The organism is Pseudomonas sp. GW821-FHT07G10 (assembly GCF_059418545.1).
This window is the reverse complement of record NZ_JBWKQB010000003.1, coordinates 312,548-332,789: the sequence shown is the minus strand read 5'-3', so window position 1 is coordinate 332,789 and position 20,242 is coordinate 312,548. Positions and strand designations below refer to the sequence as shown.

Genomic DNA, 20,242 nt, shown 5'->3' with positions numbered 1-20,242 from the left:
TTCAGTCCAGAATGTTTTCAATGGCGCTCGCGACACGCTCGACATCGTCGAGGGTCATGTCGGGGAACAACGGGATCGAACACAGGCGTGCCGAGTTCCACTCCGTATTGGGTAAATGGATGTTCGGGAAACGCTGGCGGTAGTAAGTATGCAGATGGGTAGCGACAAAGTGAATGCCGCTGCCGATGTTTTGTTCCTGTAATGCTTTCATGAAGGCATCACGATCGCGCCCACAACGCTCGGCGTCAATGCGCAGAATGAACAGATGCCATGTATGTTGTTGCGGGTAGCCCGGCATTTTCAGCGGTTCTACCGGCAATGCGCTCAGGCGCTTCAAATAGGCTTGCGCCAGTTCTTCGCGTTTGGCATTGATTTCATCCAGGCGCTGCAGTTGCACCAGTGCGATCGCCGCATTGACGTCGGCCAGGTTGTACTTGAAGCCGGGCTCGATCACCTGTGCCTGCGGCTTGCGGCCATGGGTCAGGCGATCATAGGCATCAACCCCCAAGCCATGAAACTTGAGCATGCGTACCCGGTTGGCGAGCGCCTCATCGTCGCTGACAAACATCCCGCCTTCGGCGCAGGTCATGTTTTTGATCGCGTGGAACGAGAAGATTGCCGTGCCTTGGGCGCCGACTGCGCGGCCGCGATACTGCGTACCGACGGCATGGGCGGCGTCCTCGATCACGGGGATGCCATGTCGGGCCGCCAGCGCATAAAGTGGATCCAGGTCAAAGGCAGCGCCGGCGTAATGCACCGGGATGATTGCCTTGGTCCGAGGGGTGATTGCCGCCTCAATGGCATGGACGTCGGTCATCAGTGTGTCGCGGTCGATGTCGACGAAAACCGGTGTTGCCCCCAACAGGCAGATCATATTGGCGGTGGAGACCCAGGTTTGCGAAGGCGTGATCACTTCGTCGCCTGGACCGATCCCCAATGCCAGCAAGGTGATGTGCATCGCGCCAGTGGCCGAAGACAGCGCCACGGCATGCCGACAGCCCACACGCTCTGCGAATTGTTCTTCGAGCTGCTGGTTTTTCGGGCCGGTAGTAATCCAGCCAGAGCGAAGTACCTGCTCAACGGCGGCAATCTCTTCATCGCCAATGCTGGGACGTGAGAAGGGGAGAAACGGCTGGTTCATCAAGACCTCGGGTAAAACGGGTAGGGGGCGCAGGCAATAAAACGGGTTAAAACCAGGATGTCATTCAGTGAAATTGTTCAAGCCGGGCATTCGACAGTGTCCATTCCAGAGGTTGGATACGGGCGATCCATGCGCACCGTGAGTAAAGACCAATAGGCTGAAAAGTAAATAAGGATCAATACTTTATCGTCATCGCCCGGAATTGTCACCCGTTGCTGCAGTGGGGGTGTAGTGTCTGCACCATCAACGTGATGGCACCCTATTCTCCGGGGCGAGGTTAAGCGTAAAAATGTGAAACTAATATGAAAAATAGGGCAACAGACTGTTTATCTCGGGGCCAGACAGCTAATGTTCAGAGTTTTTCAGGTTTTTTGGCCCGGCGGCTTTCTCTGGAAAAATATCTTTCGGTCTTTTTGGACGCGTCAGGGAAGGGCATCACTCAGTCGGTGGCATTCGCAGTGGCTGTTGTTCTGTATTAAATTTTCTCGCCCGAATGGATGTTTGGTTGAGCTATTTTCATTTAAGGGCTGTTCAGTTTGATTGATCTACCCACTAACGATTCACCGCATACCCCCGGCAGCCGATTGAACGTGCCTGAGGGGAAGGGTAACGACAATCCACTGACCCTCTATCTGGCTCGATTGGCGCCTTCAAGCCGGCTGACCATGCGTTATGTGCTGCAAGACGCTGCGGATCGGCTGGGTTTTGAAGATATGGATATCGAGGAAATCCCCTGGCATGAACTGCAGCCCGGCGACGTTATCGCGCTGGTGGCGACATTACGCGCCGATGGTTATGCGCCTAATACATCCTCGTTATATGTCAATGCCGTACGCGGCGTGATGAATGAGGCGTGGCGTCTGAGCCTGATCACTCAGGATCATCTGTTGAAAATGCGCTCGGTCAAAGCCATCGCGGGCACACGCCTGTCCCAGGGGCGAAACCTCAAGCGCTCATTGATCCAGGAACTGATGGCCGTCTGTGCGGCCGATCCAAGACCGCAAGGGTTGCGGGACGCTGCGGTGATAGCAATCCTGTATGGCTCGGGTATGCGTAAATCCGAATCGGTGAATCTGGAGCTCAACCAGATTGATTTTCGTGAGCGCAGCCTGCGAGTCACGGCAAAAGGAAACAAGGAACTGATCAAGTATGCACCGACCTGGGCGTTCGCCAGGCTGGACGCATGGTTGCAGTTTCGGCGCTCACAGTTGGTCGAAGGGCAGGATGACGATCCGTTTCTGTTCAACAGAATTCGTCGTGGCAGTCACATCACCCGTGAACGGATCACCAAGCACGCGATTTATTACATTGCACGACAACGCGGTGCCCAGGTTGGCGTGAAAATCATGCCTCATGATTTTCGTCGCTCGTTCATTACGCGTGTGATCGAGGAGCACGACTTGTCGATTGCGCAAAAGCTCGCGCATCACACGAACATCCAGACAACCGCCAATTACGACGTTCGAGATGAAAACGAACGACGTCGGGCGATTGATCGCTTTGACCTTTAAAGGGTGCACTATTGCCTGGGAGGGCCCGCCGGGCGGGCTCTTCTGCTCGACGTCGGGTACCAAAGCTGGCGCGAGCTCACACACCGGCCTTCGCCTTGGCTCAGGCGGGTGTGTGATGGGCGAAAACCCGCGATCAGGTGCTGCGCAGGGTCTTTATGACAGTTCACCAACCCTTGGAACCTGCTTGCCGAGTCGCATCAGCCAGTAGTAGCTGAAGGCTGGCACCACCAATCCGACTACCCAGGCCAGGTCGATACCATCGAGCAGCGTGGCCAGCGGACCGACGTAAAGGGTGGTGTTCATGAAGGGGATCTCCACCACGATGGCCACGATGAAGCTCGCGCAGGCGATCCAGTTGACCCGGCCGTAGATGCCATTCATGTCGAAGATATCGTCAATCCGGTATTCACCTTTCCTCAACCAATAGAAGTCGACCAGATTGATCGCCGTCCAGGGAATCAGGAAATAGCTCATGAAAAAGATGAAATTGAGGAAAAAGGCGATGAAGTCAGCCTGATTGATGGTGCATAAGGCTGTGGCGACGAGGCTGATGATCAACATGAACACGCCTCTGACCCGTGGTGTGACGCGCAGGCGAGAGAAGGGTTCGATCACGGTGATGGTCGACATGAACGCCCCATACAGGTTGAAAACGTTGATCGACACCTGGCCGTAGACGATAAACGCGAACAACAGCAGCGCCGCCGGGCCGAACAGTCCGGCGACATGGCCGCCTACATTGGCGGCGAAGTCGGGAACGGCCACGCTCAGGATCGCCCCAAGGATCATCATCCACGCACCGCCGCTGACCGTCCCGGCGTAGCTGTACCAGAACACCTGGGGCATCGGCGTTTTGCTCGGCAAGTAGCGTGAGTAGTCCGCTACATACGGGGCGTAGGACAGTTGCCAGGTCACGGCAATGCTCACTGCCATCAAAAATTTCGCCAGTGAGAAGTCCGTCGCAGCCCATTGCCCCGCCGGGATCGGCAGGCTCAACGCGAGCAACGTGGCGGCGATGAACACCAACAGCGACAGGATCGACAGCAGCTTTTGCAGCCGATGGATCAGCCGGTAGCCATACAGCACCACCACGAAGCACAACACACCGATCAGAACGATGTTGGCGTTGCTACCCAGCGGGCTGACGGACTCCAGGGCCTGGGCCGCCAGCAAGGTGTTGCTGACGAAGAAGCCGAGGTAGATCAGCATGACGAACAGCAACGGCAGGATCGCACCGATCACCCCGAACTGCGCGCGGCTCTGGATCATCTGCGGGATCCCCAGTTTGGGTCCCTGGGCCGAGTGCGAAGCCATGAAGATCGCGCCCAGCAGCGAGCCCAGAGCGATCGCCAGCGCGCTCCAGAACAGATTCAACCCGATCACCACCGGCAACACCCCGGAGGCGATGGTGGTGATGTTCATGTTGGCGCCGAACCAGATGAAGAACAGCGAACCGGGCTTACCATAGCGTTCGGACTCTGGAATGAAATCGATGCTTCTTTTTTCGATGCTCATGGCAGGCACTCCTGGCGCTGAAGGCTGGATTGGAAGCGGGCAATGGTGTTCGTCAACTCCTCGGGCTGGTGGGCGAACAGGTCTGGCTGCCCGGGGGCGCAGCAGACGAAATGCTCACCGCGCAGCGAAAGCAGGAATTGTTCGCAGGTGAACAGCTCGATTGAGTACACCCAGTTGGCCATGATCAGCAGCGCAGAGTAGTGCGCCGCCCAGGTGCTGGTTGAGCAGGCGTCGGTGATCAGCTGGATGCGATAACCCAGCGAAAAGGCGTCGAAAACCGTCGTTAATACACAAACATCGGTCAGCACGCCGCTGATGATCAGGGTGTCGATGCCCAGCTGTTTGAGTCGCGCGTCGAGGTCGGTCTGATGAAAGCCGCTGTAGCGATGTTTGTCGATGACCTGCTCGTCCGGCCGGGGTGCCAGTGCAGCGATGATTTCTACTTGAGCGGTACCGGCCCGGTAACTGCTGGGGCCGCCGTCGTCGGCACTGGGCTCGCCCGGAGCTAGACCACGGCCGTCGGCCTGATTGATATGCCGGGTGTAGAACACCGGGATAGAGCTGCGGCGGGCCGCCGTGAGCAATGCAAGGTTATGGGCGATGACCCCCTCGAAGTTTTCCAGGGGGAAGCCATCTTCCTGTTGCATGTCGATGATCAAGAGCGCGTTTTTATTATTCATGAGCAAACCTGATGAAGAACGGGGCGCAAACGGCCGCCCCGCAGACTCGATCGAGTCGAAGCAGAGTACACAAACGACAAGACTCGCCAGGCGAAGTCCGGTCGCAGTGTGGTTCTAACTTAGGGTTTGCTCAGGTGATTATCAGCCAGAAGCCGTTCTGCTTGGCCGAAACGCAGGCGCGCAAGCGCTTGAGATGGATGTGCGAAGAGGTCGAATCGCCACGCAAGTACGCCAGTTCAGCGCCTGGAGCAGGGGAGCTTGCACGTGGGTAGAATCGACTGTTTATCATGAAAATCGACCATGACAGGCAATGCTGATCGGGTACTGCCGCAACCCTGCAGGTGCGGCAGTATACGTAACCGCAGGCTTACTGGAACGCAGGCACGACGTGCTTGATGAACAGCTCCAGGGATTTCTTTTTCTCGGCGTGGGGCAGACTGTTGTCACACCAGAAGCTGAATTCGTCGACGCCCAGTTCCTGATAGTACTTGATCCGTGCGATGACTTCTTCAGGCGTGCCGATCATGGTGTTCTTGTGGATGTTTTCCAGTTCGAACTCAGGACGGCCTTCGAATTTTTCTTCCGGGCTAGGTGCCAGGAACCCGTTGACCGGTACTTGCTTGTTGCCAAACCAGGCATCGAAGGTGCGATAGAAGCGCGAAATGGCCTTGGCGCCGACTTTCCAGCCTTCGGGGTCGTCAGCGCTGTGGATATGGGTATGGCGTAATACCATCAGTTGCGGGCGCGGGACGTCAGGATTATTGGCCAGAGCGGCTTCGAACTTGTTCTTCAAGTCGAGCACTTCTTCGTCGCCTTTCATCAGCGGCGTGACCATGACGTTGCAGCCGTTGGCCACTGCGAAGTTGTGCGAGTCCGGGTCGCGGGCGGCGATCCACATCGGCGGGTTTGGCTGCTGGATCGGCTTGGGCACACTGGTGGACGTCGGGAACTTCCAGATCTCGCCATCGTGGGCGTAGTCGCCTTGCCACAGCGCGCGCACCACCGGAACCATTTCCCGCAGGGCCTGGCCGCCGGAGGAGGCAAGCATGCCGCCGGCCATACGGTCGAACTCAACCTGGTAAGCGCCTCGGGCCAGGCCGACTTCCATGCGGCCGTTACTGATCACATCCAGCAGCGCGCATTCACCGGCGACCCGCAGCGGGTGCCAGAACGGCGCGATGATGGTGCCGGCGCCCAGGTGAATGGTGGTGGTGCGTGCCGCGAGGTAGGCCAGCAGCGGCATCGGGCTTGGGGAAATGGTGTACTCCATGGCGTGGTGTTCGCCAATCCAGACGGTGCGGAAACCACCGGCCTCGGCCAGCAGGGTCAGCTCGGTCAGGTCTTCGAACAATTGGCGATGGCTGACTTGCTCATCCCAGCGCTCCATATGCACGAATAACGAAAATTTCATGACGCATACCTCGGATCTTTTTTGTTGTTGCCTGTCAGCTACAGGCGCAGGGGTGGGATCAGGCAAAGGCTGGCAGGGCGCCCATCTTGCCGCGGCAATACACCAGCGGGCGGCTCTGCTGCTGCGGCACGATCAGGTTTTTCACCGCGCCGACCATGATGGCGTGATCGCCGCCTTCGTATTCACGCCATAGCTCGCATTCGATAATGGCGGTGGCATTGCTCAGCAGCGGATTACCCAGCTCGCTGAGGGTCCATTGGATGCCCTGCGCCTTGTCCTTGCCTTTGCGGGCGAAGGCATAGGCTTCGTTCTGTTGTTCACCGGAAAGCAAGTGAATGGCAAAGCGCTTGTTCTTGATCAGCACCGGGTAGGAGTCGGAGCTGTAATTGGGGCAGAACAGCACCAGGGCCGGGTCCATCGACAGTGAACTGAAAGCGCTGGCCGTCAGACCGACGATTTGACCCTCATCATCCAGTGTGGTGATGACTGTCACACCGGAAGGGAAGGAGCCCATGACTAATTTGTAGACATTCGCGTCGATCATTGGATGTTCCTCGGCCAGACGGTAGCGCTGTGCGCCTTTTTAGTGGTTTTGTATGTCTGATGGTATACCGTAATATCATCTTTGCAAGTGGTTTTTCTCCTGTCTAGACGAATGTCCGTTCTCGGCTGAGAGGTCATGAATCGGAGGAATTTTATGGCCGATACAACAATCCCCCCGTAGCAGCAGGCTTGCCCGAAACGACAATCTGTCACCCACAAAAAAGCCAACGCCCTGGTTAAAGGGTGTTGGCCTGGTTTGGCAGGGAAGCAGATCAGTGCGCGCCAGCCGCCTTGTTCAAATCACTCTCCGCCCACTGGGTATAGACGCAGGCATCGGCAGTGGCCCAGCGCACCCGCACCGGATCGCCGGTTTTAAGCGGCATACCCGCAGCGGACAGCGCTTTGACGGTCATCGCCGTGCCGCCAGAGGTGACCACGCTGCAGGTCTGGCTTTCGCCAAGAAACAACACTTCCGTGACGCTCGCCGACACTTCGTTCCAGCCTGGGGCGAGGGGATCGCTGGCGGCCTGTTCGACGCTCAGGGCCAGGGCTTTTTCCGGGCGAACCATGAGCAGCACTTCCTGACCGGTTTGCAACCCTGAGGTCAGACGGATCGACAGCGGTTGGCCTTCAAAGGTCGCCACGGCATTGCCCTGGGCGTTGAGTTTGAGGAAGTTCGAGTTGCCCAGGAACGAGGCGACAAAGGCATTCGGCGGGTTCTGATACAGGTCGAAGCCGCTGCCCAGGCCGACGATCTTGCCATGACTGAAGATCGCGATGCGTTGTGACAGGCGCATGGCTTCCTCCTGATCGTGGGTCACGTAGACAATGGTGATACCCAGGCGCCGATGGAGCTGGCGCAGTTCATCCTGCAGGTCTTCACGGAGTTTTTTATCCAGCGCGCCGAGTGGTTCGTCCATCAGCAGAATGCGTGGCTCGTAGACCAGCGCCCGGGCAATCGCCACGCGCTGCTGCTGACCGCCGGACAGTTGCGAAGGGCGGCGATGGGCAAACTGATCCAGTTGCACCAGTTTGAGCATGGCTTCGACCCGGCGCTCACGTTCAGCTTTGCCGAGTTTGCGGATGTCCAGCGGGAAGCCGATGTTGTCGCGCACCGACAGATGCGGAAACAGCGAATAGCGCTGGAACACCATGCCGATGTCGCGCTTGTGCGGTGGCACATTGACCAGCGATTTGCCGTTGACCTGGATCTCCCCGGAACTGGGGGTTTCGAAGCCGGCCAGCATTGACAGGGTGGTACTTTTCCCGGAGCCGCTGGAGCCGAGAAAGGTGAGGAATTCACCGTCCTGGATATCCAGCGAGATGTCGTCCACGGCGGCGAAGTCGCCGTAGTGCTTGTTCAGGTTGCGCAGGCTGACCAGGGTTTTGTTGTCCTGCTGCGCAGGGTCTTTGATCACAGCACTCATTTTTTTCTCCCAGGCGCTCAGGCGCTGACTTCGTTGCGCCGGCGCACAGCGGCGGCGATCACCATGACCAGTACCGACAGCGCGATCAGCAGCGTCGAGGCGACGGCGATCACTGGGGTCAGGTCCTGACGCAAGGTGGTCCACATTTTTACGGGCAAGGTTTGCAGGGTCGGGCTGGCCATCATCACGCTGAGGACCACCTCATCCCACGACACCAGAAAGGCGAACAACGCACCGGCGACCATGCCCGGGCGGATTGCCGGAAAGGTCACCTTGAACACCGCTTGCAGTCGCGAAGCGCCACAAATCACCGCAGCGTCCTCAATCGACTGATCGAACAGTTTCAGCGAGTTGATGATCGAGATAATGGTGAACGGCAATGCGACGATCACATGGCTGACCACAAAGGCGAACATCGTCCCGGTGTAGCCGAGCTTGAGAAACAGCGCGTACACCGCCACGGCGATGATCACCAGCGGCACGATCATCGGCAGGGTGAACAGGCCATACAGCATCTCCCGGCCGCGAAAGCGCCCACGCACCAGGGCGAAGGCGGTCGGTAAACCCAGGGCCACGGCAAAGATCGTGGTCAGGACCGCGACCTTGAGGCTGGCAAAGGCTGCATCCATCCAGTCGGCATTGGAAAAGAATTGCATGTACCACTTCAGCGTCCAGCCCGGTGGCGGGAACACCAGCCACTGAGAAGAGCCGAACGACAGCAGCACGATGAACACAATGGGCAGCAGCAGAAACAACGCGATGACCCCGGTGGTGAGGTAAAGGCTCAAACGCATGCGCCGGCTCATGGCATTGGCGGTCAATAACATGATGGCTTACCTCGAGTTGCTGGAGCCGACCGGGGATTCCGGTTGCAGCTTCAGGTAGCAGTAGAACAGCACCAGGGTGATCAGGATCAGCAAGGCTGCGCCAGCGCTGGCCAGGCCCCAGTTGAGGAACGACTGCACCTGCTGGATGATGAATTCCGGCAGCATCATGTTCTGCGCGCCACCGAGCAGTGCCGGGGTGACGTAGTAGCCCAGGGACATGACGAACACCATCAAGCCGCCGGAGAACAGCCCCGGCCGACACAGCGGCAGGAACACCCGAAAGAAATTGCTCCACGGGCTGGCACCGCAAATGGACCCGGCCTGCAGGACCATCGGATCGATGGCTTGCATGGTCGCCTGCAGCGGCAGGACGATGAACGGAATCATGATGTAGCTCATGCCGATCACCACGCCGGTGAGGTTATGCACCATCTCCAGCGGTTGATCGATGATGCCCATGGCCATCAAGGCCTTGTTGATCACCCCTGAAGCCTGGAGCAGCACCAGCCAGGAATAGGTCCGTGCCAACAGGCTGGTCCACATCGACAGCAAGACGATATTGAGTATCCAGCGGCCCCAGCCACGCGGGACCAGGGTGATTGCCCAAGCCAGCGGGAAACCCAACAGCAAGCTGAACACGGTGACCAGGCCTGCCACCGCGAAGGTGTTGAACAGCACGCGGGCGTAAGCCGAGTTGGCGAACAGCTCGGTATAGTTGCCCAGCCCCGGAACAGGTTCGAGGACCCCACGCAGCAGCAGGCTGATCAGCGGTGCGAAGAAGAACAGGCCAAGGAACAGCAGTGCCGGGGCCAGGTTGCCGGCACCGCGCCAACGTTGGGTCAGTGGAGTGGAAGGCTTCATGGCCGCCGCCTTGCCTGGAGCCGAACCGGCGACGCCAGAGGCGCCCCCGACCGGATTGGATTGACGGGACGCAGTGGCCGTCATCTTCATTTGAGCAGCCATTCGTTCCACCGTGTCGCGATGCTCTGACCATTCTTGGCCCAGTACGCGAAGTCGAGAGTGATCTGATCCTTAGCGTAGGCAGTCGGCAGATTGGGTGCCAGTACTGAGTCCAGGCGTTGCACGCTATCGGTGTTGATCGGTGCATAGGCGGTCAGGTTGGAGAAGTCGGCCTGGCCTTTGGCGGAGCTGGAGTTGGCCAGGAAACGCATGGCCGCGTCCTTGTTTTTCGAGCCTTTGGGGATGACCAGGAAGTCGGCCATGACCAGGTTTTGTTTCCAGCTCACACCGACCGGTGCGCCATCTTCTTGCAGGGCATGGATCCGGCCGTTCCAGAACTGACCGAGACTGGCTTCACCGGAGGCCAGCAGTTGTTGGGATTGCGCGCCACCGCCCCACCAGACGATGTCTTTTTTGATGGTGTCGAGTTTCTTGAAGGCGCGATCCAGATCCAGAGGATAGAGCTTGTCAGCGGGAACACCGTCGGCCAGCAGGGCCAGTTCCAGTACGCCAGGGCTCGGCCATTTGTACAGCGCACGTTTGCCCGGGAAGGTTTTGGTGTCGAACAGTGCGTTCCAGTTTTCCGGGGCCGTAGCGCCGAGCTTGCTCTGGTTGTAACCGAGGACGAAGGAGAAGAAGAACGAGCCGACGCCGTGATCGGAGACGAAACGCGGGTCGAGCTTGTCGCGCTGGATCACCTTGAAGTCCAGCGGTTCGAGCAAACCTTCAGCCGCTGCGCGCAGGGCGAAATCCGCCTCGACATCGACCACGTCCCATTGCACGTTGCCGCTTTCAACCATGGCCTTGAGTTTGCCGTAGTCGGTCGGGCCGTCCTGGACCACTTTGATCCCGCTGGACTTGCTGAAAGGGTCGGCCCAGGCCTGCTTTTGCGCATCCTGGGTAGAGCCACCCCAGCTGACGAAACTCATGCTGTCAGCCGCACTGGCTGCAGTGCAGGTAAGCGCCAGAAAGCCTGCAGCGAGTAACGCGGTTGCACGTTTATTCAACACCATTTTTACGCCCTCATTTGTTGTGTTTTTGAGCGGGCTGTTGACGCCCGCCTATCGGGAGCAGTAGGTCCATCGGGGCCTTGAACATCGACCGTGTCAGGGGCTGTTGTTGTGTGTCCTCCCTGGCGGGTGCACCTGACGAATTGCTCGGTCTATGGAATATCATATTATGGTATTCCAAACTTTCTGCAAGGGCTTCGCCTTACCGATTGTCAGCAGATGGCGATATTTTGTGCATCAGGTGTATGCAAAACCCCTGTAGGAGCAGCCGGTCGACGCTCGATTGCTTGCGATGGACTCAAGGGCGACGTGTTATTCAGAAAGCACGCGTTATCGTTAACGTCCATCGCGAGCAAGCTCGCTCCTACAGGGGTAGAGCGTCAGCCGGTAAACGGAATGCTTTCCACGACTTCCAGGTTGTACCCGGTCAAGCCTGCATATTTGAGCGGTGGCCCGAGGTGGCGTAGTTTGCCGACGCCGATGTCTTGCAGAATCTGTGCCCCGGTGCCGACTTCGGAATAGATTCGCGATTGTGAGCGGGTGTATTGCCGAGGCGGTTGGGTCAACTGGGGAATCCGCTCAAGCAGCGCCTGCGAGGACTCGTGATTGGCCAGTACTACCACCACACCACGGCCTTCTTCGGCGACTTTTTGCAGTGCCGCCCACAGCGTCCAGTTCGACGGCCCGGTGTACTCGGCGCCAACCAGGTCGCGCAGCGGATCGATCACATGCACGCGGACCAGTGTCGGGTCTTCGCGACGGATATCGCCCATGACCATGGCCATGTGCACGCCGCCTTCGATCCGGTCCTCATAGGTGACCAGTCGGAACGTACCGTGAACGGTTGGCAGTTCGCGCTCGCCGATGCGGGTCACTGTATGTTCGGTGCTGAGCCGGTAATGGATCAGGTCGGCGATGGTGCCGATCTTGATGCCGTGTTTGGCCGCAAAGATCTCCAGGTCCGGTCGCCGGGCCATGGTGCCGTCATCGTTCATCACTTCAACGATCACCGAGGCCGGGGTAAAACCGGCCAGGCGCGCCAGATCGCAACCGGCCTCGGTATGCCCGGCGCGGGTCAGCACGCCACCTTCCTTGGCCCGTAACGGGAAAATATGCCCCGGTTGTACCAGGTCTTGCGCGGTAGCAGTCGCCGCCACGGCGGCCTCGACGGTGCGGGCGCGGTCGGCGGCCGAGATTCCGGTCGTGACCCCGGTGGCGGCTTCGATGGACACGGTGAAGGCGGTGCTGAATACACTGCCATTGCTCGGCACCATCTGCTCCAGACCCAACCGCTGACAGTGCTCGTCGGTCAGCGTGAGGCAAATCAGACCCCGTGCTTCACGGGCCATGAAACTGATCGCCCGGGCGTTGCAGCGTTCGGCGGCGAGCAGCAGGTCGCCTTCGTTTTCTCTGTCTTCATCGTCGACCAACAGGACCATCTTGCCTTGACGGTAATCTTCGATAAGTTCTTCGATGCTGTTGAAGGCCATGCTCGGGCTCTCTGTGTCGCGAATGGTTGAAGGTTTGTGTTTATGGTATACCATAATACAAAATAAACCGAAATAACGAGGTTGCTATGAAGGCTTACTGGATTGCCCACGTCGACGTCACCGACCCGGATCAATACGTTCAATACACCCAGCGCGCGCCAGCAGCCTTCGCCCTGTTTGGCGGCAAGCTGCTGGCCCGTGGCGGGCGTTGCGAGGCAATGGAGGGCAGGGCGACGCCGCAACGCAGCGTGGTGATCGAGTTCGAGTCTTACGAACAGGCGCAGGCGTGTTATCGCTCGCCGGAATATCAGCAGGCGTGCCAGTACCGCCAGGGCGCAGCCAGGGCTGAAGTGATCATTGTCGAAGGGTATGAAGCCTGAGTTTCGGCGGTTCGGTCAGCGGATGAAGTGGACTGTGCCGCTGTCATCGTTGCCCATATAGATGCCGTAGACACCCGCCTGGCGTTCCTCGATATAGCGTTCGAGGATCTGCCGGATGGCCGGGTAGTAGATGCTGTCCCAGGGAATGTCCTGGGGCGCGAAAAAGCGACAGTCGAGAGTTTCCGGGCCGTATTGTCCAGTGTCTTCCACGGCGATGGCGCGGAAGATGATGTAGACCTCACTGATCTGCGGCACGCTGAAGATCGAGTAGGGCGAGACGATTTCCGCGCGCACCCCGGTTTCTTCCCAGACTTCGCGCAGGGCTCCCTGCTCGGTGGTTTCGCCACTTTCCATGAAGCCTGCGGGCAGGGTCCAGGTGCCGGGGCGCGGCGGGATCGCACGCTGACACAGCAGGTATTTGCCATCCTGCTCGATGATGCAGCCGGCAATGATCTTTGGATTGACGTAGTGGATGTAACCGCAACCGCGGCACATCAAGCGCTCATGGGTATCGCCTTGCGGCTGCTGGTGACCGAGGTCACTGCTACCGCATTGCGGGCAGAAGCGCGGGATGGGCATGTTCAGTGACCTATGCGCGGTTCTTTGAGAACAATGGGCGAGACGATTTCACGCACCTTGTCAGTCTCGTTCTGCTTGAGCTTGAGGTAGTCCAGCGCAACTTTCGCGGCGGCGCGGACGTGATCGACCGATGCCTGATGCGCAGCCAGTGGGTCGCCGCTCTTGATCGCCTCGACGATGCGTTCCATTTCCTGGTTGCTGACGCTGCGGCGGTTCTCCTGGGATACCGAGGTGGCGCGCAGATAGCTGATGCGTGCCTGCAACTGGCGCAACTGGGTGGCCGCGACGTGGTTGCCCGAGCCTTCCAGCAAAACGTCGTAGAAGCCTTGTACCGAATCGAGTACTTGCTGCAATTCGCCGTCCTTGAGGGCCTTGCGGTTCTCCTCGAGGGCTTTTTCCAGGGCGCGAACATCCTTGGCCTTGGCGCGCAGTGTGAACAACTGGACGATCAGGCCTTCGAGCACGCAACGCAGCTCGTAGATATCACAGGCATCTTCCAGGGTAATGATGGCAACGCTCGGGCCCTTGGCATCGGCGAATTCCACCAGGCCTTCGGATTCCAGGTGGCGCAGGGCTTCACGAACGGAGGTGCGGCTGACACCCAGACGGTCGCACAGATCCCGCTCGACCAGACGGTCTCCCGGCAGAAGCTGGAAGTTCATGATGGCGCTTCGCAGTTTATCCAGCACGATTTCGCGCAGGGTAACGGGGTTGCGATTGACCTTGAAGCTGTCGTCAAGTGGCAGGCGTTTCATCGGGTCCGCTCTGAATGTGGCTGTCCATGCAAAAAGAGCACTTCGATCGCTTCGATCATCAGTGCTCCGGTCAGATTGAACAGCCAGTGGTTAACTGGATGCCTCGGCGTCGGCTTCGGCGAATGCTTCACGGGCGAGACGGAAACTGTCTACGGCTGCGGGGACACCGCAGTAGATGCCTACCTGAAGCAGGATCTCCCGTATTTGTTCACGACTCAGACCGTTACGCAAGGCGCCGCGTACATGCAGCTTGAGTTCGTGTGGCCGGTTGAGTGCCGAAATCATGGCCAAGTTTATCATGCTGCGTTCTTTAAGCGATAAGCCCTCGCGGCCCCAGACGTGACCCCAGCAGTACTCGGTGACCATTTCCTGCAGCGGCCGGGTGAAGTCGTCGGCGTTCTCGATCGATTTGTTCACATAGTCCTGGCCCAGCACTTGAGTGCGGATCGCCAGACCCTTTTGGTATTTCTCGTTGTTCATGTCAGATCGCTCCCGGCGGATCAAAGCCCACCCATCAGGGTGTATTTGAGTTCAAGGTAGTCGTCGATGCCGTATTTCGAACCTTCGCGGTGATGATGGGTGGTGGCGTGCGACCCTGAAGAAAAGTGCTCAGGCGAGGGTGGGCAGCGGGCCCAGCTTGCCTCGGTGATAGATCATTGGCGTGACCGGTTGCTCAGGCAGGATCAGGTTCTTCACCGCGCCAACGATGATTGCGTGGTCGCCGCCATCGTATTCGCGCCACAGTTCGCACTCGATGATCGCCGTGGCCTCGTTGAGCAGCGGGTTGCCCAGTTCGCTCAGGTGCCATTCGATGCCTTTGGCCTTGTCCTTGCCTTTACCGGCAAAGGCGTAGGCCACGGCCTGCTGATCCGCCGAGAGCAAATGGATCGCGAAGCGTTTGCTGTCGCGCAGGATCGGGTAGGTGTCGGAGGCGTAGTTGGGGCAGAACAGCACCAGCGCCGGGTCGATCGACAGCGCACTGAAGGCGCTGGCGGTGATGCCGACGATGCCGCCCTCGGGGTCGAGGGTGGTGACCACCGTGACCCCGGAGGGGAAGGAGGCCATCACGTCTTTATAAATGCCAGGTTCGATCATTTCGGGCCATCCTCAACGCATGACAAAGGGGTCGGGCATGGGAGCCGACGAGAGGTTGATCCATACCGTTTTCAGCTCGGTATAGGCCAGCACCGAATCGATGCCGCTCTCGCGACCGTAGCCGCTGTTCTTGAAACCGCCGATCGGCGCCATGGCCGAGACTGCACGGTAGGTGTTGACCCAGATAATCCCGGAGCGTACATCCCGCGCCAAGCGGTGGGCGCGGCCCAGGTCGCGGGTCCAGATGCCTGCCGCCAGGCCGAACTGCGAGTCGTTGGCGATGGCCAGCGCCTCGGCCTCGTCCTTGAAGCGAATCACCGACGCGACCGGGCCGAAGACTTCTTCCTGCATGATCTTCATCGAATTGCGGTCGCATTCGAACAGGGTCGGCTCGTAGAACCAGCCGTCGCTGTCCATTGGCGGGCGCTTGCCACCCAGGCGCAGGCGGGCGCCTTCGGCGATGGCGTCGGCCACCAGGCCTTCGACCACGGCCAGTTGCTGGGCGGTGGCCATCGGGCCCATTTCGCTGGAGTCGTCCTGCGGGTTGCCGATGCGGATGCGCTTGGCGCGTTCTACCAGACGCTCGACGAACTCATCGTAGATCTCGTCCTGCACCAACAGTCGCGAACCGGACACACAGCTCTGCCCGGAAGCGGCATAGATGCCGGCGATGGCACCGTTGATCGCGCTGTCGAGGTCGGCGTCGGCGAAGATGATGTTTGGAGATTTGCCGCCCAGTTCCAGCGACAACTTGGCAAAATTCTCGGCACTGCTGCGCACCACATGACGGGCCGTGGCGGCACCGCCGGTGAAGGCGATCTTGCGCACCAGCGGGTGGCGGGTCAGGGCCGCGCCGGTGCTGGGTCCGTAGCCGGTGACGACGTTGACCACGCCCGCTGGAATACCGGCTTCAAGGGCCAGACGGGCCAGCTCGAGGATCGTTGCCGATGCGTGTTCGGACGGCTTGATCACGATGGTATTGCCCGCTGCGAGAGCCGGGGCCAGCTTGATTGCGGTCAGGTACAGCGGGCTGTTCCAGGGAATGATCGCAGCGACCACCCCCATCGGTTCATGCACGGTGTAGGCAAACAGGTCGGGTTTGTCCAACGGCAGGGTGCCGCCTTCAAGTTTGTCGGCAAGGCCTGCGGTGTAATGGAAGAACTCGGGCAAGTAGCTGACCTGACCGCGGGTCTCGCGGATCAGCTTGCCGTTGTCGCGGCTCTCCAGCTGCGCCAGCTGCTCTTTGTTCTCGGCGATCAGATCACCGAGACGGCGCAGCAATTTGCCACGGGCGGTGGCGGTCAAACCGCGCCAGGCGGGGCTTTCGAAAGCTTTTTGCGCGGCCTGTACGGCGCGCTCGACATCGGCTTCGTCAGCATCCGGCAGTTCGGCCCAGGCTTGGGCCAGCGCCGGGTTGAGGCTTTCGAAGGTCTTGCCGGAGAGGGCATCGACCCATTGTCCGTCGATGCACATCTGGAAGCGTGCGAGTGTCATGCAACGATCCCCTTTATTTGATTTTGTCGGGTTTGCGCCGTGTTGAGGAAGTCCAGCAGCACCTGATTGACCAGGCGCGGCGACTCTACCGGCATCATATGCCGTTGCTCGTGGAGCACGGCAACTTGCGCGCCGGGTATCCGTTCGGCCAATTGCTGGGCCATTTGTGGCGTGGAACCGGGGTCCAGCTCGCCGGTGGCGATCAGGGTCGGCACCTGGATAGTGCCCAGGTCTTCGGCGCGGTACATGTCCTGGGTGGCGAACAACTCATAGGTGGTCAGATAACCTTGTGGGTCATTGCCGGCCAGGGTCTGGCGGATCGCCGCGATCTGTGCTGGATTGGCCGCCTGATATTCGCGGCTGAACCAGCGCGATAGCGCCGCCTCGGCATTCGCATCCGGGCCGTGCTCGGCGGCCTGGGCGGTCCTCTCAATGACCCCTGCGCGCTGCTCAAGGCTTCGGTTGAACACGCTGTTGAGCACCACCAGCCCGAGCAAATGCTGCGGGTAATGCAGGGCGAACGCCCGTGCCACCAGCCCGCCCATGGAGAAGCCGATGACCGTGGTTTGTGGCAGCTGTAAATGTTCGAGCAGTTCCAGTAACTGGTCGGCATAACCGAGCAGCCCGGTACCGGATGCCGGGCGCGGGCTGGCACCATGCCCAAGCATGTCATAGGCAATGACCCGGTAATGCGGAGCGAGACCAACGATCTGGCCGCCCCACATTTCTTTATTCAGACCCACGCCGTGGATCAATACCACGGGTTGGCCTTGGCCGGTCGCCAGATAGCTGGTGCCGGCCGGGGTGAGTTCAGCGCTGAGCCGAATCATGGATCGCTCCTGCAAATCTTATGAGTTACTGGGCTTTCTCTGCGGCCAGTTCTTCCAGATCGATGTAACGGTTGCCGATGCGTGGGTGCAGGCGACCGCCGTTGGCGCAACCGAGAACGACGACAATCTCATCCGAGCGCGGCGCGTCTTCGATCTGCATTTCCAGGGTGATGTAGTGCGAACGCAGACCTTCGTCATCCTTGTGCATCATCGGAATCTGGATCGAGGTGCCCGGGCCGCCACGTTTGTTGGTGAAGCTCAAATAGCTCTTGGCTTTCACCGCTTCGCGGTAGTGATTGCCGAAACGCAGGGTGTGGATCACCGCGGAAGCGTGCTCGATCTCGCCGTCGGCGCCGACTACGGCAGCCTTGCCATAAGCCTCGATCTTGTCTGCGCCGCCGATCGTCGCCACCAGGCGCTCGACCATCAGAGCCCCCAGATCGGAGCAGTTGGCACGAATTTCCGGCTTCAGGTCTTCGACAAAACCACGACCCAGCCATGGGTTCTTGATGACAACGGCCAGGCCGACCATGGTCACGGGCGTGTCAGCGGCCTTGCCGCCTTCGATAAAGGTTTCTTCCACGTAGCTGACGATCTTGCGAATTTCGAAACTCATGAGCGACTCCGTATGAGAGAGGGAATGTGTTTGTCGTATGATGGTATACCATAATATTGTGTATGCAAGCGTCAGCTGCAAGTTCATCGAAAGGGAAGGCGACGGAAGGTAGAGCGGGGAGGGGAAAGTGGGGAATGCGGCGGGTGCGATTCCATAGGTTGGAAGTCGATGTGGGCATGGCGACAGTTTTGAAGCCTGGCCCAATCTAATGTGGGAGCGGGCTTGCTCGCGATGCAGACACCTCGGTGTATCTGAAACACCGCGGTGATGCTATCGCGAGCAAGCCCGCTCCCACGTTAGATTGGTGTCGCCAAGGGGATTGCGCTTGAGGGTTAAGCCTTAAAACCCATCTCCACCGAGATCAACCGTGCACTGTCCAGCAGCATGTTCTTGAAGCGTTCGCGATTGTCCGGGGAGTCCATGATTGCATCCGGGCCGGACAGATTGATTGCAGCGACCACCTCGCCGCGGTGGTCGCGGATACCGGTGGCGATGGCAGTGGAGTAATCGGAGCGGTGCAGTACCCAGCCCAGTTGTCGATCCTGTTCGGCGATCTGCTGCAGCTCGGGCAAGGTCTTGGGCGCGGGCGCCGGGTAGTCGTCGAGCCGCACGTGCTGGTACAGGCTGACCAGGGTGGCTTCGCTCAAATCGCTGAGCAGCACCCGACCCATTGCGGTGCAATGGCAGGCAATGCGCGTACCGATGGGCACGTTGACCGGCAAGCGTTGGGAGGCGAAAGCCCGGTAGATGTAAACGCTGTCGGTCTGCTCGCGCACGGCCAGGTGACAGGACAGTGAGCTGCGGTCACGCAAGGTGTTCAGGTGCGGGATCGCGATGTCCACCAGATCACGGCTGGCCAGGTAGGTGAAGCCATTGGCGATCACCTGTGGGCCGAGTTCATAGGTGTTTTTCCCGGCTTTTTTCAGATAACCCATGCCATTGAGCGTCTGCACGATGCGGTAGATCGACGACACGCTGAGCGCCAGGCGCTCGGCGATATCGTTCATGCTCAGCACCCGTTCGCTGCTGCTGAACAACTGCAGAATCCACAGCCCGCGCTGCAAGGCCGGGACACGGTAATCGCTGTCGAGGGTGGGGTCTTCGATGCTGTTCATGGAATCTCCTGCAGGAGTAGCCGGGCCATCATGCGGTGAGTCAGGTACGCCGTCTCGCGAGCAAGCTCGGCTCCTACAGTGGAATTGCGCCAGATCTGGGTGGTGTGATTGGCACATAACCTGTAGGAGCCGAGCTTGCTCGCGAGGCGGCCTATAAGGCACGAAAATCCCTCAGGCAGACCTCATCCCGCCAACAACGCATCAATACCCACCGGTTCGCCACCGAACTCCTGCATCGCATCCAGCAACGCACCCCACAAATATTGCGCCGAAGCCCGGTCGCAGAGGATGTGGAACAGCGGCAGGTCCGGTTGCGAGGCGTTGATGATGATCGCGTTCATGCGCGCCACCGAGGTCTGTGCCACGGCACCGGTGGCGAACGTCTGTTGCCGCAGATCGACGCCGCAGACCTTGGCCATCACCGAGCTGAGGTGTTCGCCGGTCAACACCATCCAGGCGTGGCTGTCCTGCCGTGGCAGCAGGTAGCAGGCGCTGGAGGACAGTTGCCATTGGGCTTCGAGCTTCTGAAGCCTGGCTCCCGCGTCCTGCAAGCTGCCGAGCAGGAAATACTCGGTCTGGGAAAGGCGTGCGACGCTGCTGCCGTCGGCCTGCACGACGCAGCGGTTAGGCGCGCTCGGCAGTTCGAATTGTTGCGCGTGCAGATGCGCGGCGGCATCGGCACCACGAAAGCCAACCCGCGCCAGATTGCTCAGGTCGAGCAGGGCGCAGCTCGCCAACTGCGCGGTTTCGTCCTGATCGCCGTAACGGCTGACGATCAGGCAGTCGCCCAGACGTGCCAACCGGGCGTTTTCCTGTAAGGCAGACAATGGGCTGCGTTCGCGAAAATCTTGTGCAGTAACCAT

22 protein-coding genes are annotated in these 20,242 nt (G+C 59.4%); 2 read left to right on the top strand and 20 right to left on the bottom strand.

Going from position 1 to position 20,242, the window contains the following annotated elements:
- Window position 1 precedes the first annotated feature (1 nt).
- Window positions 2–1,141 carry a UDP-4-amino-4-deoxy-L-arabinose aminotransferase gene (arnB, locus tag AC07O1_RS07440; RefSeq protein WP_494991388.1) on the bottom strand — a complete coding sequence of 380 codons (1,140 nt, stop codon included), beginning with the start codon at window positions 1,139–1,141 and terminating at the stop codon, window positions 2–4.
- Window positions 1,142–1,677: 536 nt separating this feature from the next.
- On the opposite strand from arnB, the gene AC07O1_RS07435 reads away from it, so the two are divergent.
- Window positions 1,678–2,652, top strand: a complete 975-nt coding sequence (locus AC07O1_RS07435) for a site-specific integrase (RefSeq protein ID WP_495088380.1) — start codon at window positions 1,678–1,680, stop codon at window positions 2,650–2,652.
- A 153-nt stretch (window positions 2,653–2,805) separates the two neighbouring features.
- Here the strand turns inward: AC07O1_RS07435 and AC07O1_RS07430 are convergent, their stop codons facing one another.
- From AC07O1_RS07430 to ribBA, 10 genes are all read right to left on the bottom strand, one after another.
- The gene (locus AC07O1_RS07430) at window positions 2,806–4,167 is read right to left on the bottom strand and encodes a purine-cytosine permease family protein (protein ID WP_495088379.1); all 1,362 of its coding nucleotides are present in this window, start codon (window positions 4,165–4,167) and stop codon (window positions 2,806–2,808) included.
- Entirely contained in the window at window positions 4,164–4,847 is a 684-nt protein-coding gene (locus AC07O1_RS07425; RefSeq protein ID WP_495088378.1) for a cysteine hydrolase family protein, read from the bottom strand. The genes AC07O1_RS07430 and AC07O1_RS07425 overlap by 4 nt, the downstream gene beginning before the upstream one ends.
- 130 nt (window positions 4,848–4,977) lie before the next feature.
- Window positions 4,978–5,136, bottom strand: a complete 159-nt coding sequence (locus tag AC07O1_RS07420; protein ID WP_494991392.1) for a hypothetical protein — start codon at window positions 5,134–5,136, stop codon at window positions 4,978–4,980.
- 78 nt (window positions 5,137–5,214) lie between these two features.
- Window positions 5,215–6,258: an LLM class flavin-dependent oxidoreductase gene (locus AC07O1_RS07415; protein WP_494991393.1), complete on the bottom strand. Its 1,044-nt coding sequence runs from the start codon at window positions 6,256–6,258 to the stop codon at window positions 5,215–5,217.
- A 58-nt stretch (window positions 6,259–6,316) separates the two neighbouring features.
- Entirely contained in the window at window positions 6,317–6,802 is a 486-nt protein-coding gene (locus AC07O1_RS07410; RefSeq protein WP_489074574.1) for a flavin reductase family protein, read from the bottom strand.
- A gap of 271 nt (window positions 6,803–7,073) precedes the next feature.
- Window positions 7,074–8,228 (bottom strand): ABC transporter ATP-binding protein, encoded by a 1,155-nt coding sequence (locus tag AC07O1_RS07405; RefSeq protein WP_495013118.1) that lies wholly within the window; start codon window positions 8,226–8,228, stop codon window positions 7,074–7,076.
- Window positions 8,229–8,245: 17 nt separating this feature from the next.
- Window positions 8,246–9,055 carry an ABC transporter permease gene (locus tag AC07O1_RS07400; protein WP_494991395.1) on the bottom strand — a complete coding sequence of 270 codons (810 nt, stop codon included), beginning with the start codon at window positions 9,053–9,055 and terminating at the stop codon, window positions 8,246–8,248.
- 6 nt (window positions 9,056–9,061) lie between these two features.
- Window positions 9,062–10,006 (bottom strand): ABC transporter permease, encoded by a 945-nt coding sequence (locus AC07O1_RS07395; protein WP_495088397.1) that lies wholly within the window; start codon window positions 10,004–10,006, stop codon window positions 9,062–9,064.
- A complete protein-coding gene (locus AC07O1_RS07390; RefSeq protein ID WP_495088377.1) occupies window positions 10,003–11,028 on the bottom strand; it encodes an ABC transporter substrate-binding protein in 1,026 nt (341 codons plus the stop codon). Before AC07O1_RS07390 ends, AC07O1_RS07395 begins: the two co-directional genes overlap by 4 nt.
- A 377-nt stretch (window positions 11,029–11,405) precedes the next feature.
- Complete coding sequence (gene ribBA / locus AC07O1_RS07385; RefSeq protein WP_495013117.1) at window positions 11,406–12,515, bottom strand: bifunctional 3,4-dihydroxy-2-butanone-4-phosphate synthase/GTP cyclohydrolase II; 1,110 nt, start codon at window positions 12,513–12,515, stop codon at window positions 11,406–11,408.
- Between the two features lie 86 nt (window positions 12,516–12,601).
- Between ribBA and AC07O1_RS07380 the strand changes: the two genes are divergently transcribed.
- Entirely contained in the window at window positions 12,602–12,895 is a 294-nt protein-coding gene (locus tag AC07O1_RS07380) for a DUF1330 domain-containing protein (protein WP_494991398.1), read from the top strand.
- A 15-nt stretch (window positions 12,896–12,910) separates the two neighbouring features.
- Here AC07O1_RS07380 and AC07O1_RS07375 read toward each other — a convergent pair whose 3' ends face one another.
- From AC07O1_RS07375 to AC07O1_RS07335, 9 genes are all read right to left on the bottom strand, one after another.
- Complete coding sequence (locus AC07O1_RS07375; RefSeq protein ID WP_494991399.1) at window positions 12,911–13,474, bottom strand: NUDIX hydrolase; 564 nt, start codon at window positions 13,472–13,474, stop codon at window positions 12,911–12,913.
- Window positions 13,475–13,476: 2 nt separating this feature from the next.
- A complete protein-coding gene (locus tag AC07O1_RS07370) occupies window positions 13,477–14,229 on the bottom strand; it encodes a GntR family transcriptional regulator (RefSeq protein WP_494991400.1) in 753 nt (250 codons plus the stop codon).
- A gap of 90 nt (window positions 14,230–14,319) precedes the next feature.
- Window positions 14,320–14,709 carry a carboxymuconolactone decarboxylase family protein gene (locus AC07O1_RS07365; RefSeq protein ID WP_150807566.1) on the bottom strand — a complete coding sequence of 130 codons (390 nt, stop codon included), beginning with the start codon at window positions 14,707–14,709 and terminating at the stop codon, window positions 14,320–14,322.
- Between the two features lie 129 nt (window positions 14,710–14,838).
- Window positions 14,839–15,324, bottom strand: a complete 486-nt coding sequence (locus tag AC07O1_RS07360; RefSeq protein ID WP_494991401.1) for a flavin reductase family protein — start codon at window positions 15,322–15,324, stop codon at window positions 14,839–14,841.
- A 12-nt stretch (window positions 15,325–15,336) separates the two neighbouring features.
- The gene (locus AC07O1_RS07355; RefSeq protein WP_495013116.1) at window positions 15,337–16,818 is read right to left on the bottom strand and encodes an aldehyde dehydrogenase; all 1,482 of its coding nucleotides are present in this window, start codon (window positions 16,816–16,818) and stop codon (window positions 15,337–15,339) included.
- Window positions 16,815–17,648: an alpha/beta fold hydrolase gene (locus AC07O1_RS07350; RefSeq protein WP_495088376.1), complete on the bottom strand. Its 834-nt coding sequence runs from the start codon at window positions 17,646–17,648 to the stop codon at window positions 16,815–16,817. The genes AC07O1_RS07355 and AC07O1_RS07350 overlap by 4 nt, the downstream gene beginning before the upstream one ends.
- Window positions 17,649–17,673: 25 nt before the next feature.
- On the bottom strand, window positions 17,674–18,264 hold the full coding sequence (locus AC07O1_RS07345; RefSeq protein ID WP_494991404.1) for an amino acid synthesis family protein: 591 nt from the start codon (window positions 18,262–18,264) through the stop codon (window positions 17,674–17,676).
- Between the two features lie 332 nt (window positions 18,265–18,596).
- A complete protein-coding gene (locus AC07O1_RS07340; RefSeq protein WP_495088375.1) occupies window positions 18,597–19,379 on the bottom strand; it encodes an IclR family transcriptional regulator in 783 nt (260 codons plus the stop codon).
- Between the two features lie 182 nt (window positions 19,380–19,561).
- On the bottom strand, window positions 19,562–20,242 hold the full coding sequence (locus AC07O1_RS07335; protein ID WP_495088374.1) for a sarcosine oxidase subunit gamma: 681 nt from the start codon (window positions 20,240–20,242) through the stop codon (window positions 19,562–19,564).